This is a genomic window from Actinomadura sp. NPDC048394, assembly GCF_040651755.1.
GTDB classification, from domain to species: domain Bacteria; phylum Actinomycetota; class Actinomycetes; order Streptosporangiales; family Streptosporangiaceae; genus Spirillospora; species Spirillospora montaniterrae.
The window spans coordinates 17,392-32,370 of the sequence record NZ_JBEZJL010000104.1 but is presented as its reverse complement, the minus strand read 5'-3'; the positions used below and the strand labels follow the sequence as shown (position 1 = coordinate 32,370).

Below are 14,979 nucleotides of genomic sequence, written 5' to 3'. Positions count from 1 at the left end.
CCCGGCCGCGCGATGGGCGTTGTGCGGACGGGCCGTCGCAGACGGCCCGGCCGCGCGGGACCCGCAAGCTGATCAGCGAGAGGACCCTGGGGGCCACCCAACTGCCCCAGCCGTCACGCGAGCGCGTTATCTGACCGGTGGGGGCGAAGCCGAAGGCGAGCCCCACCGGGAAGCTCGCGAAGCGAGGCCGCGCTCGCCGAAGACCAGTCAGGGGCCGAGCCGCTAGGCGAGGGCCCTGGGCTCGGATTCAGCCAACACAGTGGTTGCCGCGGTGGAGGCCGTAGTGGGCGGCGATGGTGTAGTGGCCGGGGCCTTTGGCGGTCATGCGGACGAAGTCGCCGGCGCGGGCGAGGCAGGCGTCGCCGCCGGTGACGCTGAGCCAGGGGGACCAGGAGACGCGGACGAGGACGGAGCCGGGCGACGGCATCTCCACGACGAGTTCGCCGGAGTTGAGGGTCTGGACGGTCGCGGGTGGGTCGACGAGCGGTGTGGGGTAGGCGACGCGGTAGAGGCGCCAGTGCTCGTCGTGCCAGACCTCCGCCAGGTACGGCTGGCCTGCTTTGACGAGGGCGGCCTCGTTCTTGCCGGACCAGTCGGCTTCCTGTTCGGGCAGGACGACGTACTGGACGGCCCATTTCCGCAGCCAGTCGTGGTAGCTGGCGGGGGTGAGGGCGCCGTCCTTGTAGAAGAGGCCGTGGCGTTCGGCGTCGACCTGGCGGTTCCAGCCGCGGGCGAGGATGAAGTGGCGGCTGAGGCCGGCGGCCTCCCAGTGGGAGCGGAGGGGGACGACCTCGATGCGGGTCCGCTGGGCGCCGAGGGCGTGGAGTTCGTCGACGAGGCCTTGGGCGTTGGCGGCGGCGGACGCGGCGGGGGTGGTGTGGACGAGGTCCTCGATGGGCTTCACGACCTGCCATGAGCCGGTGATGATGAACGCCAGGGAGAGCACGGCGATGCGGACGCGGCCGTGTGCGCGCGCGACGGCGGCCAGGCAGAACATCGCGCCGAAGACCAGGGAGAGGCGTTCGACGTTGCTTCCGACGGGCGAGGGGATCGCCCAGGTGAGCAGGATGCCGAGGAGGTAGACGCCGGCGCCGATGCGGACGAACCGCCAGCTGGGCGGGGCGAAGACCAGGACGGCGACGACGCTGATGACGGCCCACAGCACGATCGCGGTGAAGGAGATCGGCTGGACGCCGTTGAAGGGGAACAGCAGGCTCGTGGTGCCGACGACGATGGGCATGCCGATCGCGACGGAGATCCCGGCGCGGCGCCGTCCGGTCAGGAAGAGCGTGGCGGCGAGGACGAGCAGGAACAGGCCGGCGACGGGGCTGGACGCGGTGGCGAGCAGGCCGAGGCCGACCATCCCGGCGAAGCGGAGCGCGGGCGTGCCGCGCGGGGTGAACGCGACGATCACCGCCATCAGCGCGAACATGAGGCCGAGCCCGAACGTCACGCGTCCGGAGGCGGTGTTGCACGACAGCGCGAACGCGGCCCACAGCGCGGCGGGCAGCGCCATGCGCGCCTTGAACCGCCTCAGGAGGTGGGCGGTGAGGCCCGCGGAGACGGTGCCGGCCACCACGGCGACGGTCCGGATGCCGAACAGCGCCATCAGGTAGGGGGACAGGACGCTGTAGGAGGCGGGGTGCATGCCGCCGTACCAGGCGAAGCTGTAGGCGGCGGTGGGGTGCTTCCAGGCGAAGTCGGTCCAGGCGGCCTGGGCGGCGAGGTCGCCGCCCTCGGTGGCCAGGTACAGGGCCCAGATCAGGTGCATGACGGCCGCGGCGACCGTGGCGGCCACGACGGGGTTGCGGGGGTTGGTCCACCGCTTCCACCAGGCCGCGCCGGGGCGGCCCGGGCGGGCCGATGATCCGGCCCGGTTCCGGGCGTCGGTCAGCTCTGGACTATGCGCTGTGGTCACATCGCCTGCACGTGCTCGTCGGACGGAGGGTGCGCGAAGGGCGTCGGGCGATCTCACTTGTTCGCGGATCGGCCGGATGCGCGCCCCGTTCAAACGGACCACACCTTAGCGCGCGCCGATGGCTGTCGGGCTGATCTGGTAGGACGGGGGCGTGACGGAGGACGGAGGGGGAGCGGACCTGATCCCGGGCCTGGACGACGTGCCCAGGGTGCCCGCGGGCAAGGCGCGGCAGGCGAAGGGGCCCGCCGGGAAGAGCGGCGGGAAGGCCCCGAAGAAGGGGGCGCGGCGCCCGGCTGAGGAGCGGCCCGTCGCCCGTGTCGCGGTCGACATGTCCCTTCCGCATCTGGACCGTCCGTTCGACTACCTGGTCCCGGTGGAGCTCGACGGGAAGGCCGTGCCGGGGTGCCGGGTGAGGGTGCGGTTCGCGGGGCAGCTCGTCGACGGGTTCCTGCTGGAGCGCGTCGAGGAGAGCGGGCATGACGGGAAGCTCCTGTACCTGGAGCGCGTGACGTCTCCGGAGGCCGTCCTCACGCCGGAGGTCGCCTCGCTGGCGCGGGAGGTCGCCGACCGTTACGCCGGGACGTTCGCGGACGTGCTGCGGTTGGCGGTCCCGCCGCGCCACGCCCGCGTGGAGGCCGAACCCATCAAGGAGCCCGCCGAGGACGAGCCCGGCGAAGCGCCGGCGGACGCCGGCGACCCGTGGCTGGAGTATCCGGCCGGTGCGTCGTTCCTGAACGCGCTGGCGGAGGGGAGGGCGCCGCGGGCGGTGTGGACGGCGCTGCCGGGCCCGGAGTGGGCGGCGGCCATCGCGCGGGCCGTGGCGGTGACGCTGCGCGCCGGGCGTGGGGCGCTCGTCGTGGTGGCGGACGGCCGTGACGTGGCGCGGGTGGACGCGGCGCTGTCCGCGGAGCTGGGGGAGGGGCGGCATGTCGCGCTGACGGCGGAGCTGGGCCCGGCCGAGCGGTACCGGCGGTGGCTGGCGGTGCTGCGGGGCAAGGCGCGGGCGGTGGTCGGGACGCGGGCGGCGATGTTCGCGCCTGTCGCGGATTTGGGCCTCGTCGTGCTGTGGGACGACGGCGACGACGTGCACGCCGAGCCGCACGCCCCCTATCCGCATCCGCGCGAGGTGCTGGCGCTGCGCGCGCATCGGGCGAAGGCGGCGGCGCTGATCGGCGGGTTCACGCGGACCACGGACGCGACCGTGCTGGTGGAGACGGGATGGGCGCACGCCCTGGCCGCCGACAGGGCGCGGGTGCGACGCGCGATGCCGCGCGTCCGGTACGTGGGGGAGGACGCGCAGCTCGCCCGGGACGCGGCGGCGCGCACGGCGCGGCTTCCGAATCTGGCGTTCGAGGCGGCGAGGCGCGCGCTCGAGGAGGGGCCTGTGCTCGTGCAGGTGCCGAGGCGCGGTTACGTGCCGGGCATCGCGTGCGGGCGATGCCGTACTCCGGCGCACTGCGTCACCTGCCAGGGGCCGTTGGCGTTGCCGTCGTCGCATGCTGCGCCCTACTGCCGGTGGTGTGGCCGCATAGCGGGCGACTGGCATTGCCCCGAATGCGGCTTCTTCCAGGTGCGCGCGATCGTCGTGGGTGCGAAGCGCACGGCGGAGGAGTTGGGCCGGGCGTTCCCTGGCGTGCCGGTGCGGACGTCCGGGCGGGAGGCGATCCTGGAGCGGGTCGGCCCGGAGCGGGCGCTGGTGGTGTCGACGCCGGGCGCGGAGCCCCCCGCCGACGGCGGTTACACGGCCGGGCTGCTGCTGGACGGCTGGGTGCTGCTGGGGCGGCCCGACCTGCGGGCGGGGGAGGAGACGCTGCGGCGCTGGATGAACGCGGCGGCGCTCGTCCGCGCGGAGGCGCCGGTCGTGGTGGCGGCGGAGGGGGCGCTGCCGGCGGTCCAGTCGCTCGTCCGGTGGGATCCGGTCACCTACGCCGAGCGGGAGCTGGCCGAGCGCCGGGAGGCGGGGTTCCCCCCGGCGGCGCGGATGGCGTCGCTGACCGCGACCCCGGCCGCGATCCGGGAGCTGCTGGCGGACGCGCGGCTGCCGGACGGGGCGGAGGTGCTCGGGCCGGTGCCCGTCCCGCGGCAGCCGGGCGCGGAGGGGCCGGAGAAGGAGCGCGCCCTCGTCCGGGTGCCGCGCGCGGCGGGGCCCGCGCTCGCGCGCGCGCTCAAGGAGGCTCAGGGCGTCCGCAGCGCCCGCAAGGCGACCGAGACCGTCCGCGTCCAGATCGACCCGCTCGAACTCATCTGACCGCGCCGGAGTTGGCCCGCGCGGGAGGCGCGGGCCAATAGGGTTCTCGGGTGGCCGACAACTGGGTGGAGACGACCGCGGGCGACCTGCGGCGCTGGGCGGACGAACGCGGCGAGAAGGTCGACGGGCAGGGCGCTCACCTGCTGTTCGACCTCGCCGCGCGGGAGATGGGGCTGACCGGGCCGGACGCCCTCACCCCCGGCGCGCTCCGCGCGCTGCTGCTGGAGGTGTTCCCGGAGACGGTGGTCGCGGGCGCCGACGAGGTCCCGTCCGTGCTGGACACGCTGCGCGCCGTCGCGGCGTTCCTCGGCGACACCGGCGCCGTGACCGCGGAGCGCGCCGCGGAGCTGGCCGCCGAGATCGACCGGCTCGCGCCCGAGTTCGCCGCGGTGGTCGCCGAGACCGACAGCGCCGAGCGGCAGGTCGCCGCCGAGGTCGTCGCCGGGCTGATGGAGGCCGACGGGATCCCCCTCGACGACCAGGACGCCGTCGAGGAGTGGATGCGGGAGTTCGAGGCGCTGCCCGACGAGGAGCGCTACGCCCGCGCCGAGGACTACCTGCGGCGCACCGAGGACCTCGTCGTCCCGCCGGTCCGGCTGGCCCCGGCCGCCGAGCTGGCGGACGCGGCGCGCCGCTCCGCCCTGACCGCCGAGGTCCGCGCGCTGGCCGAGTGGACGGGCGAGCGGGCCCTCACCGAGCTGGACGAGCTGACCGCGGCGGACGCCGAGGCCGCCGTCGCCGCGCTGGGCCTCGCCACCCCGCGCCGCCTCCCCGACGTCGAGGTCGGCGACCAGACCGACCTGCCGGAGCTCGACCGCCTCTGGTGGGCCGCGACCGAGGCCGAGGTGATCCGCGCGGAGGGCGGCAAGGCCGCGCCCGGCCCCGCGCTGCCCGACCTCGGCTCCGGCGACGACGAGCGCGCGCTGCGCGTCTGGCTGCGGCTGCTGGACTCCGTCGCCGTCCCCGAGCACGACCCGTCCGACGGCCTCGACGCGATCGAGCTGGTCCAGAACGAGCTGACCGGCGTGCTGATCCACCTGTACGAGCAGGAGGAGCCCGCCACCCCCGGCGAGCTGGCCGACGCGCTGCTCGGCCACGTCGCCGAGGCCTACGAGATCTCCGACGAGCGGTCGCTGGCGACGGCGGTCCGCGACGCGCTCACCCTGGAGCTGGACGACCTGGCCCGCTGGGGCGTCGTCGAGCCCGCCGGCAACGGGGGCCGCGCGCTGACCCCGCTCGGCGTGTGGGGCGTGCGGGAGCTGCTGCTGTCGGACGGGTTCACCGCGCCGGTCGTCGGGGAGCTGGCCGGCGCGCCGGCCGCCGAGCTGGTCGCGGGGCTCGCCTGGCACCGGCCGGAGACCGCCGACGAGGAGATCGACGGCTGGCTCGCGTCCCACGACGTCAAGGACGCCGCCGCCGACCTGCTCGACGTGATGCGCGGCGGCGGGCCCGGCGCCCGCAACCTCGCCGCCGCCGTCCTGCACCGCGTCGGCCCGGAGGCCGCGCCGGTGGTGCGGGCCGCGCAGGAGCACCCGCTCGTGTCGCCGTACGCGGCGCTGTGGCTGAACGCGGCGGGCGACCCGGCGGGCCGGGAGCTGTCCCGCGCCGAGTACCTGTGGGTGTTCGTCGACACCGTCGCCGGGATGCTGGAGACCGCCGAGCCGGAGGAGGCCGTCGCCGCGGCGCTGGTCGACGCGCCGCCCGGGGCGGAGATGCGGGAGATGGTGGACGAGCTGTGGCGCACCGACCACCCGGGCGTCGCCGACGTCCTGGAGGCGCTCGGCGACCACCACCCCGACAAGGCGACCGCCAAGGCCGCCCGCACCGCCGCCTACAAGGCCCGCTCCGCGCACGCCGCCGGGAACGGCGGCGTGTGAGGTCCGCGTGATCCCTCCGTAGACTGGAGGCCGCGACATCCACGGTCCCGCCCGGCGCGCCCCCTCTGAGCGGCGCGCGGCGCCCCACCCGCAGGAACGGAGTCCTCGTTGGCCGTCAAGCCCATCCGCCTCTTCGGCGACCCTGTGCTGCGCACGCCCGCGGAGCCGGTGAAGGACTTCGACAAGGAGCTGCGCCAGCTCGTCAAGGACCTCACCGACACTATGATCGACGCGCCGGGGGCGGGCCTGGCGGCGCCGCAGCTCGGCGTGGGCCTGCGGGTGTTCACCTACTACGTCGACGACCGGCTCGGGCACGTGGTGAACCCGACGCTCGACCTGTCGGACGAGCAGGAGACCGACGACGAGGGCTGCCTGTCGCTGCCCGGCCTGGCGTTCCCGACGCCGCGCTCGGTCGGCGTCGTGGCGAAGGGCTTCAACATGCACGGCGAGCCGATCACGCTGGAGGGCACGCACCTGCTGGCCCGCTGCGTGCAGCACGAGACCGACCACCTGGACGGGATCATCTTCATCGACCGGATGGACCCCGAGCAGCGCAAGGCCGCGATGAAGGCGATCCGGGAGGCCGAGTGGTTCGGCGACCCGGCGCCCGTCGTCAAGGAGTCGCCGCACCGCACCTTCGGGAAGGCGATCTGAGGTGAGCGCCTGATGCGGCTGGTCTTCGCCGGCACGCCGGAGACGTCCGTTCCCGCCCTGGACGCGCTGCTCGCGTCCGACCACGAGGTGGCCGCGGTGGTGACCCGCCCGGACGCCCGGTCCGGGCGCGGCCGGCACCTGGAGGCCAGCCCGGTCGCCGCGCGGGCCGCCGAGGCGGGCGTCGAGGTGCTGAAGCCCGCCAGGGCCCGCGACCCGGAGTTCCTCGACCGGCTCCGCGCGATCGCGCCCGACTGCTGCCCGGTCGTCGCCTACGGGGCGCTGCTCCCGCGCGAGGCGCTGGAGATCCCGCGGCACGGCTGGGTGAACCTGCACTTCTCGCTGCTGCCCGCGTGGCGCGGCGCGGCGCCCGTCCAGCGGGCGATCCTGCACGGCGACGACGTGACCGGCGCGGCCACGTTCCAGATCGAGGAGGGCCTCGACACCGGCCCGGTCTACGGGGTCCTCACCGAGCCCATCCGCCCCACCGACACCACGGGCGACCTGCTCGGACGGCTCGCCGTGGCGGGCGCGGGCCTGCTGCTCGACACGATGAACGGCATCGAGGCGGGCGTGCTGGAGCCGCGCCCGCAGCCCGCCGAGGGCGTGTCGCACGCGGCCAAGCTGAACCCGGAGGACGGGCACGTCGACTGGCGGACGCCCGCCCTGCACATCGACCGGCTGGTCCGCGCCTGCACGCCCGCGCCGGGCGCGTGGACGACGTTCCGCGACGCCCGCCTCAAGCTCGGCCCCGTCCGCCTCGTCCCGGAGGCGGAGAAGCTGGCGCCGGGCGAGCTGCGTCCCGGGAAGAAGGAGGTGCTGGTCGGCACGGCCACGCACCCCGTCGCGCTCGGCGACGTCCAGCCGCAGGGCAAGCGCCGCATGGCCGCCGCCGACTGGGCGCGCGGCGTCGATCTCACCGGCAAGGACGCGTTGCACTGATGCCGCCGACCCGTGGCCGCCGTGGCCGTCCCGACCGCAACCGCAGGCCCGGCGGTCCCCGCCGGACGGGCCGGCCGGAGGATCTCGTCCGGCGCACCGCGTTCGACGTGATCCGCGCCGTGGAGACCCGCGACGCGTACGCGAACCTGCTGCTGCCCACCCGCCTGCGCGACCGCGGCATCACCGGCCGCGACGCCGCGCTCGCCACCGAGCTGACCTACGGCACGCTGCGCGGCCGCGGCACCTACGACGCGGTGCTCGCGCTGTGCAGCGACCGGGAGCTGCGCCGCATCGACGCGCCGCTGCTGGACGTGCTGCGGCTCGGCGCCCACCAGATCCTCGCCACCCGCATCCCGCCGCACGCCGCGGTCGGGACGGCGGTGGAGCTGGCGCGGTCGGTGTCGGGCCCCGGCCAGGCGAAGTTCGCGAACGCGGTGCTGCGCAAGGTCGCGACCCGCGACCTGGACGCGTGGCTCGCGATCGTCGCGCCCGCCGACGCCGACGCCACGGCCCGGCTGTCGATCGCGCACAGCCACCCCAAGTGGATCGTGTCGGCGCTGCGCGACGCGCTCGGCCCCGACCGCGGCGAGATCGGCGCGCTGCTGGAGGCCGACAACGCGCGCCCGCGGGTGACGCTGGTCGCCCGCCCCGGCCGCGCGACCGCGCAGGAGCTGTACGACGCGGGCGCCGAACCCGCCCCGTACTCGCCGTACGCGGCCGTGCTGGGGGAGGGCGACCCGGGGCACATCGGCGCCGTCCGGGACGGCCGCGCCGCCGTCCAGGACGAGGCGAGCCAGCTCGTCGCCCTCGCGCTCGCCGCGGCCCCGCTGGACGGCGCGGACGCCCGCTGGGCCGACATCTGCGCCGGCCCCGGCGGCAAGGCGGGCCTGCTGTCGGCCGTGGCGGCCGAGCGCGGCGCGCGCCTGCTCGCCGCCGACGTGCAGCCGCACCGCGCGGGCCTCGTCCGCCGCGCGGTCGACGACCGGACCGGCGTCGTCGCGGCGGACGGCACCGCCCCGGCGTGGCGGCCCGGCGCGTTCGACCGCGTGATGGTGGACGCGCCCTGCACCGGCCTCGGCGCGCTGCGGCGCCGTCCCGAGGCGCGCTGGCGGCGCGGCCCCGAGTCGGTCGCCGAGCTGGGGCCGCTGCAGCGGCGGCTGCTGGCGACCGCGCTGGAGTCGGTCCGTCCCGGCGGCGTCGTCGCCTACGTCACCTGCTCCCCGCACCTCGCCGAGACGCGGGTGGTGGTCGACGACGTGCTCAAGGGCCGCGACGGCGTCGAGCGGCTCGACGCGCCCGCCGTCCTCGCCTCAGTCGCGGCGGACCTCACCGGCGTGGGCGACGGCCCGTACGCGCAGTTCTGGCCGCACCGGCACGGCACCGACGCGATGTTCCTCGCCCTCCTGCGCCGCGGGGACTGACACGCCGGTGCTCACCGGCTTCATGTTCGCGATGACGTACCTCGGCAGCGCCGGGTTCTACATCCCGGCGCTGGTGGTCCTGTTCTGGTGCGTCCATCCGCGGCTCGCCGCGCGTGTGATCGTCGTCCTGTCGTTCGGGTCGACGCTCAACACCGTCCTGAAGCTGGTGTGGCACGCGCCGCGCCCGTTCTGGACGGACCCGGCCGTCGACGGGCGGCAGCCGCTCGCCTCGTTCGGCATGCCGTCTGGGCACGCGCAGAACGCCGTCGTGACGTGGGGGTTCTTCGCGTCCCGCACGCGGCGTCTCGGCGTGTGGGCGGCGGCGGCCGTGGTGATCGTGCTGATCGGGGTGTCGCGGGTCTACCTGGGCGTGCACTCGTGGGGCCAGGTCCTCGCCGGCTGGGCGATCGGCCTGGGCGTCCTGGTCCTGGCGCTGTGGCTGGAGCCGCGCGCCGTCCCGTGGTGGAGCCGCCGCCCGCTGCTCCTGCAGCTCGCGATGGCGCTGGTGATCTCGCTGGCGTTCCTGGGCGCGGCCTGGCTCGCCGTCCGCTCCCTGCACGGCTGGCGGTGGCCCGCCGCGTGGGCGGAGGCCCTCGTCCGGGCCGGCGGGCACACCCGTCCGATCACCGTGAACGAGGCGGCCGCCGCGACCGGCGGCCTGTTCGGGATCCTGGCGGGGATGTCGGTCCTCGCCGCGCGCGGCTGGTTCGACGCGGGCGGCTCGCTCGGCCGCCGCCTCGCGCGCCTGCTCGTCGGCGCCGCGGGCGCGGGCGTGCTCTCGCTCCTGGACCTGCTGCCGGGCCCTCGCGCGGGGGAGGCGTTCGCGGTGCAGGCGCTGCTGGCCCTGTGGGCGACGGCGGGCGCGCCGGAGGCGTTCGTCCGGCTCGGGCTGGCGCGCCGGGCCACCCCCGCGCTCACCCGGCCGGGTGATGGGCGGGACGAACCGGCCCAATAGACTCGGGGCATCATGGCACCACAGATCGCACCCAGCATCCTCTCCGCGGACTTCGCCCGCCTGGCCGAGGACGTCGCGCTCATCTCCGGCACCGCCGACTGGGTGCACGTCGACGTCATGGACAACCACTTCGTCCCCAACCTGACCCTCGGGCTCCCGGTCGTCGAGGCGCTGCTCAAGCACAGCGCGCTGCCCCTCGACTGCCACCTGATGATCGAGGACCCGGACCGGTGGGCGCCGCAGTACGCCGAGGCCGGGGCGGGCAGCGTCACGATCCACGCCGAGGCCGCCAAGGCGCCGATCCGGACCCTGCGCGCCATCCGCGCCGCCGGCGCGCGCGCCGGGCTCGGTGTGAATCCCGCCACGCCGGTCGAGGGCTTCGAGGACCTCCTCGGCGAGATCGACATGCTCCTGCTCATGACCGTGGAGCCCGGGTTCGGCGGGCAGAAGTTCCTGGACGTCGTGCTGCCGAAGGTCCGCCGCGCCCGCGACATGATCAAGGGCCGCGACCTGCCCGTCTGGGTGCAGGTGGACGGCGGCGTCAGCGCCGAGACGATCGAGCGCTGCGCGGACGCCGGCGCGGACGTGTTCGTCGCGGGCAGCGCCGTCTACGGCGCCGACGACCCGTCCGAGGCCGTCCGGCGGCTGAAGGCGCAGGCGGAGAAGGCGACCGCCGCCGCCTCCTGGTGAGGGCCGGGTGACCTCATGGTGACACTGCCCTGTACGGCCGTCCTGTTCGACGTGGACGGCACGCTCGTCGACTCGACCCCGCTGGTCGAGGCGGCCGCCCGCGTCTGGGCCGCCGAGTACGGGCTCGACGCCGACGTGTTCCTGTCGGGCGCGCACGGCCGCCGCACGAGCGACCGCGTCGCCGACTTCCTGCCCGCCGACCGGGTCGCCGCGGCCACCGCCCGCCTCGACGCCCTGGAGGCGGAGCGCACCGACGGGATCACCGCGCTGCCGGGCGCCCTGGCCCTGCTCACCGCGATGAACGGCATGCCGTGGGCGATGGTGACGTCGATGGACAAGGAGCAGCTCCGGGTCCGCACCGGGGTCGCCGGCGTCCCGCTGCCGCCCGTCGTGATCACCGCCGAGGACGTCCCGCGCGGCAAGCCCGACCCGTCCGGCTACCTGCTGGCGGCCTCCCGCCTCGGCGTCGACCCGTCGGCCTGCGTGGTGATCGAGGACGCCCCGGCGGGCATCGCCGCGGGCCGTGCCGCCGGCGCGACCGTCCTCGCCGTCGCCACCAGCCACGACCGGTCGGAGCTGACCGCGGCGCACGCGGTCGTCGCGGACCTGACGCACGTGGCCACCGGCCCCGGCGGCGTGCGCCTCGCCCGCTGAACGACGGGCGCTCACTGAACGACGGACGCCCGCGGAGCGGTCCCCGCGGGCCGCGCCGCCGGGCCCACGTTGGGAATGGCGGTCACCACGGGCCTCGGCGGCGCGGAGTCGGGTGCGGGGAGCGGAGGCGGGTTCCGGATCGGGGTCTACCCGGTGCCGGAGATCGTTGAACGTTGAACCGGGCAAGGATAACCCGAGCGAGCGCTTGGTCAGCGGAAGGCGGCCGTGGCGATGCTCACATAGGGCGGGCGGTGGTTCGCATGGCACACTGTTCCCAAAGCATGAACGCGTGCTCCGGGGTCGGTGAAATTCCGAACCGGCGGTGACAGTCCGCGACCCGGCCGAAGCCATCGGCCGGTTGACCTGGTGGAACTCCAGGACCGACGGTGAAAGTCCGGATGGGAGGCAGCGCGCAGCACACCCCTGTGAACGGCAGGGGTGCCCGCGACGTCGACGCACGTACACCCCCGGAGCCGGGTTCCGTACCGAACGGAACTGAGGAGGCCCGGGGAATGTTCACCGGCATCGTCGAGGAGCTCGGCGAGATCGTCGCGGTCGAGGCCGAGGGAGACTCGGCCGTCCTGACGATCCGCGGCCCGCTCGTCACCGAGGACGCCGTCCACGGCGCGTCGATCGCCGTCAACGGCGTCTGTCTCACCGTGGTGGACGTCAAGGACGGCACCTTCACCGCCGACGCGATGAAAGAGACGCTGGACCGGTCCAGCCTCGGCGCGCTGGAGCCCGGGTCCAAGGTCAACCTGGAGCGGCCCGTCCGCCTCTCGGACCGGCTCGGCGGCCACCTCGTCCAGGGCCACGTCGACGGCGTCGGAACGATCGTCTCCCGCGAACCGGGCGAACGCTGGGACGTCGTCACCGTCTCGCTGCCCGGGGAGCTCGCCCGCTACGTCGTCGGCAAGGGCTCGATCACGGTCGACGGCATCAGCCTCACCGTCGTCGACGCCGGCGCCGACCGGTTCAGCGTCGCGCTCATCCCGACGACGCTGGCCCTCACCACCCTCGGCCACAAGAAGCCCGGCGACCCCGTCAACCTCGAGGTCGACGTCGTCGCCAAGTACGTCGAGCGGATGCTCGGCGACCGCGCCACGGGCCTGGTGGACGGCCTGACGGGCGGCGCGGCATGACCTGGCTGGACGCGGGCTTCGACATCTTCGGCGAGCACATCCTCTGGACCGACCTCGTCGGCAACGTCCTGTCGCTCGCCGTGGTGTGGCTCGCCATGCGCAAGACCCTCTGGACGTGGCCGGTGCAACTGGTCGGCGCGCTGCTGCTGCTCGCGGCGTCCGTGCACGCCGACGTCCCCGGCAACGCCCTCAAGCAGGTGCTGTTCGGCGTCCTCGCCGTCTACGGCTGGCTGATGTGGGCGCGCGGACGGCGCGGCGGCGACCCCCTGGTCGTGCGGAGCGCCACGGCGAAGGAGCGCGCGGTACTGATCGCCGCCCTCGCCGTCGGCACCGCCGCGGTCGCCGAGCTGTTCCTCCACGTCGACTGGCTCAAGGCCGCCTGGTCGCCGTGGGCGAACGCCTACATCTTCGTCGGCAGCGCCGTCGCGACGTTCGCGCAGAGCCGCGCGCTCGTCGACTTCTGGATCGTGTGGGTGCTGGTCGACCTGGTCGGCGTGCCGGTCGCCCTGCACTCCGGGCTGTACGTGTCCGGCGCGGTCTACGTGATCTTCTTCGTGATGGTGATGGTCGGGTTCAGGAACTGGCTGCGGGAAGCGAAGGCAGTGCCGGCCCCCGGGAACAAGGCGGTGACCGCATGAGCGGCGACGACGGACTGAACGGAAGCGGGATCTTCGACCCGATCGAGGAGGCGGTCGCCGACATCGCGGCGGGACGCGCCGTCGTGGTGGTCGACGACGAGGACCGCGAGAACGAGGGCGACATCATCTTCGCCGCGTCGAAGGCGACGCCGGAGCTGCTCACCTTCACGATCCGCTACACCAGCGGCGTGATCTGCGTCCCGATGGAGGGCGCCGACCTCGACCGGCTGCAGATCCCGCTGATGACCGCGCAGAACAGCGAGCGGATGCGCACCGCCTACACCGTCAGCGTCGACGCCCGGCTCGGCGTCAGCACCGGCATCTCCGCCGCCGACCGCGCCCGCACGATCCGGACCCTCGCCGACTCGGCGTCCGAGCCCCGCGACCTCGTCCGCCCCGGGCACATCTTCCCCCTGCGCTACCACGAGGGCGGCGTGCTGCGCCGCCGCGGGCACACCGAGGCCGCCGTCGACCTCGCCCGGATGGCCGGGCTCACCCCGGCGGGCGTCCTCGCCGAGGTCGTCAACGAGGACGGCACCATGGCCCGCCTCCCCGAGCTGCAGGTGTTCGCCAAGGAGCACGGCCTCAAGCTGATCTCCATCGAGCAGCTCGCCGAGCACCGCCGCCGCACCGAGGCGATGGTCACCCGGGTCGTCGAGACCCGGCTGCCGAACCGGTACGGGATGTGGCGCGCCGTCGGGTTCTCCAGCGAGATCGACGGCGGCGAGCACCTCGCGCTCGTCCTCGGCGAGATCGGCGACGGCGAGGACGTCCTCGTCCGCGCCCACTCCGAATGCCTCACCGGCGACGTCCTGCACTCCGAGCGCTGCGACTGCGGCACCCAGCTCGACGCCGCCATGGAGCGCATCGCCGCGGAGGGCCGCGGCGTCGTGGTGTACCTGCGCGGCCACGAGGGCCGCGGCATCGGCCTGCTGGCCAAGCTGCGCGCCTACGCCCTGCAGGACCACGGCTCCGACACCGTCGACGCCAACCTCGAGCTCGGCCTGCCCGCCGACGCGCGCGAGTACTCCAACGCCGCGCATATGCTGCGTGACCTGGGCGTCCGCTCGATCCGGGTGCTCACCAACAACCCCGACAAGCTCAAGGGCCTGGACGGGTTCGGGCTGGACGTGCGCGGCCGCGAGACGATGCCCGTCGTCGTCACCGAGCACAACCGGCGCTACCTGACGGTCAAGCGCGACCGTCTCGGCCACGAGATCGAAGGACTCTCATGAGGGAGCGAAGCGAGCGAATGAGAACGGCCCTTGCCGGGGGGTGTGGGGGGTCGTCCCCCCACGGAGGAAGAGCATGAGCGGGGCAGGACGCCCTGAGGACACCGTCGTCGACGCCGCCGGGCTGACGCTCGGCGTCGTCTGCACCCGCTGGCACGGGCAGATCACCGACCAGCTGCTGGAGCGCGCCGTCGCCGCGGCGAAGGCGTGCGGGATCGACGCGCCCGTCGTCGTCCGGGTCGCCGGCGCCCTCGAGATCCCCGTGATCGCCCAGCAGCTCGCCCGCGACCTCGACGCCGTCGTCTGCCTCGGCGCGGTCATCCGGGGCGCGACCGCCCATTTCGACTATGTCTGCGACTCCGTGACGACCGGTGTGACACGCGTTGCACTGGACGAGTCGACTCCGGTGGGCAACGGGGTCCTCACATGTGACACCATTGAACAGGCGCTGGAACGCAGCGGGCTGCCGGGCAGCTCCGAGGACAAGGGATGGGAGGCGACTGTGGCCGCACTCGACACGGCACTGACCCTGCGAGGTCTGCGGCATCACGGTCACGCCGGGCACGGCCTGGAGCATCTGGGCTCCTGAGGTCACCCCGGCATCCGCACGC

The 14,979-nt window shown here is 74.8% G+C and carries 13 protein-coding genes and 1 riboswitch; of the genes, 12 read left to right on the top strand and 1 reads right to left on the bottom strand.

Annotated elements, in window-relative coordinates; translation table 11 throughout:
• Positions 1-247 precede the first annotated feature (247 nt).
• Complete coding sequence (locus AB0C78_RS45545; protein WP_360761018.1) at positions 248-1,918, bottom strand: MFS transporter; 1,671 nt, start codon at positions 1,916-1,918, stop codon at positions 248-250.
• A gap of 151 nt (positions 1,919-2,069) precedes the next feature.
• On the opposite strand from AB0C78_RS45545, the gene AB0C78_RS45540 reads away from it, so the two are divergent.
• From AB0C78_RS45540 to ribH, 12 genes are all read left to right on the top strand, one after another.
• Positions 2,070-4,166 carry a primosomal protein N' gene (locus AB0C78_RS45540; RefSeq protein WP_360761016.1) on the top strand — a complete coding sequence of 699 codons (2,097 nt, stop codon included), beginning with the start codon at positions 2,070-2,072 and terminating at the stop codon, positions 4,164-4,166.
• 50 nt (positions 4,167-4,216) lie between these two features.
• Positions 4,217-6,043 carry a hypothetical protein gene (locus AB0C78_RS45535; protein WP_360761014.1) on the top strand — a complete coding sequence of 609 codons (1,827 nt, stop codon included), beginning with the start codon at positions 4,217-4,219 and terminating at the stop codon, positions 6,041-6,043.
• Between the two features lie 108 nt (positions 6,044-6,151).
• The gene (def, locus tag AB0C78_RS45530; RefSeq protein ID WP_151542021.1) at positions 6,152-6,697 is read left to right on the top strand and encodes a peptide deformylase; all 546 of its coding nucleotides are present in this window, start codon (positions 6,152-6,154) and stop codon (positions 6,695-6,697) included.
• Between the two features lie 12 nt (positions 6,698-6,709).
• Complete coding sequence (gene fmt / locus AB0C78_RS45525; protein WP_360761012.1) at positions 6,710-7,636, top strand: methionyl-tRNA formyltransferase; 927 nt, start codon at positions 6,710-6,712, stop codon at positions 7,634-7,636.
• Positions 7,636-9,057, top strand: coding sequence for a transcription antitermination factor NusB (locus tag AB0C78_RS45520; protein ID WP_360761010.1), 1,422 nt, complete (start codon positions 7,636-7,638; stop codon positions 9,055-9,057). The genes fmt and AB0C78_RS45520 overlap by 1 nt, the downstream gene beginning before the upstream one ends.
• A 7-nt stretch (positions 9,058-9,064) precedes the next feature.
• A complete protein-coding gene (locus AB0C78_RS45515) occupies positions 9,065-10,012 on the top strand; it encodes a phosphatase PAP2 family protein (RefSeq protein WP_360761008.1) in 948 nt (315 codons plus the stop codon).
• Positions 10,013-10,024: 12 nt separating this feature from the next.
• Positions 10,025-10,702, top strand: a complete 678-nt coding sequence (rpe, locus tag AB0C78_RS45510; RefSeq protein WP_151542017.1) for a ribulose-phosphate 3-epimerase — start codon at positions 10,025-10,027, stop codon at positions 10,700-10,702.
• Positions 10,703-10,717: 15 nt separating this feature from the next.
• Positions 10,718-11,356, top strand: a complete 639-nt coding sequence (locus tag AB0C78_RS45505) for an HAD-IA family hydrolase (RefSeq protein WP_360761006.1) — start codon at positions 10,718-10,720, stop codon at positions 11,354-11,356.
• A 285-nt stretch (positions 11,357-11,641) separates the two neighbouring features.
• Positions 11,642-11,772, top strand: a riboswitch (FMN riboswitch).
• A 96-nt stretch (positions 11,773-11,868) separates the two neighbouring features.
• Entirely contained in the window at positions 11,869-12,498 is a 630-nt protein-coding gene (locus tag AB0C78_RS45500) for a riboflavin synthase (protein WP_360761004.1), read from the top strand.
• Positions 12,495-13,136 (top strand): nicotinamide riboside transporter PnuC, encoded by a 642-nt coding sequence (gene pnuC / locus AB0C78_RS45495; protein ID WP_360761002.1) that lies wholly within the window; start codon positions 12,495-12,497, stop codon positions 13,134-13,136. The genes AB0C78_RS45500 and pnuC overlap by 4 nt, the downstream gene beginning before the upstream one ends.
• Positions 13,133-14,371, top strand: a complete 1,239-nt coding sequence (locus AB0C78_RS45490; protein WP_360761000.1) for a bifunctional 3,4-dihydroxy-2-butanone-4-phosphate synthase/GTP cyclohydrolase II — start codon at positions 13,133-13,135, stop codon at positions 14,369-14,371. The genes pnuC and AB0C78_RS45490 overlap by 4 nt, the downstream gene beginning before the upstream one ends.
• 73 nt (positions 14,372-14,444) lie before the next feature.
• Positions 14,445-14,957 carry a 6,7-dimethyl-8-ribityllumazine synthase gene (gene ribH / locus AB0C78_RS45485; RefSeq protein WP_360760998.1) on the top strand — a complete coding sequence of 171 codons (513 nt, stop codon included), beginning with the start codon at positions 14,445-14,447 and terminating at the stop codon, positions 14,955-14,957.
• The last annotated feature ends 22 nt before the right edge of the window (positions 14,958-14,979 follow it).

Bases quoted from the DNA above. Each gene is read 5' to 3' on its own strand.
- AB0C78_RS45505 (WP_360761006.1), top strand. From the start codon at position 10,718: ATGGTGACACTGCCCTGTACGGCCGTCCTGTTCGACGTGGACGGCACG.
- AB0C78_RS45500 (WP_360761004.1), top strand. From the start codon at position 11,869: ATGTTCACCGGCATCGTCGAGGAGCTCGGCGAGATCGTCGCGGTCGAG.
- pnuC (WP_360761002.1), top strand. From the start codon at position 12,495: ATGACCTGGCTGGACGCGGGCTTCGACATCTTCGGCGAGCACATCCTC.
- AB0C78_RS45520 (WP_360761010.1), top strand. From the start codon at position 7,636: ATGCCGCCGACCCGTGGCCGCCGTGGCCGTCCCGACCGCAACCGCAGG.
- fmt (WP_360761012.1), top strand. From the start codon at position 6,710: ATGCGGCTGGTCTTCGCCGGCACGCCGGAGACGTCCGTTCCCGCCCTG.
- rpe (WP_151542017.1), top strand. From the start codon at position 10,025: ATGGCACCACAGATCGCACCCAGCATCCTCTCCGCGGACTTCGCCCGC.
- ribH (WP_360760998.1), top strand. From the start codon at position 14,445: ATGAGCGGGGCAGGACGCCCTGAGGACACCGTCGTCGACGCCGCCGGG.
- AB0C78_RS45490 (WP_360761000.1), top strand. From the start codon at position 13,133: ATGAGCGGCGACGACGGACTGAACGGAAGCGGGATCTTCGACCCGATC.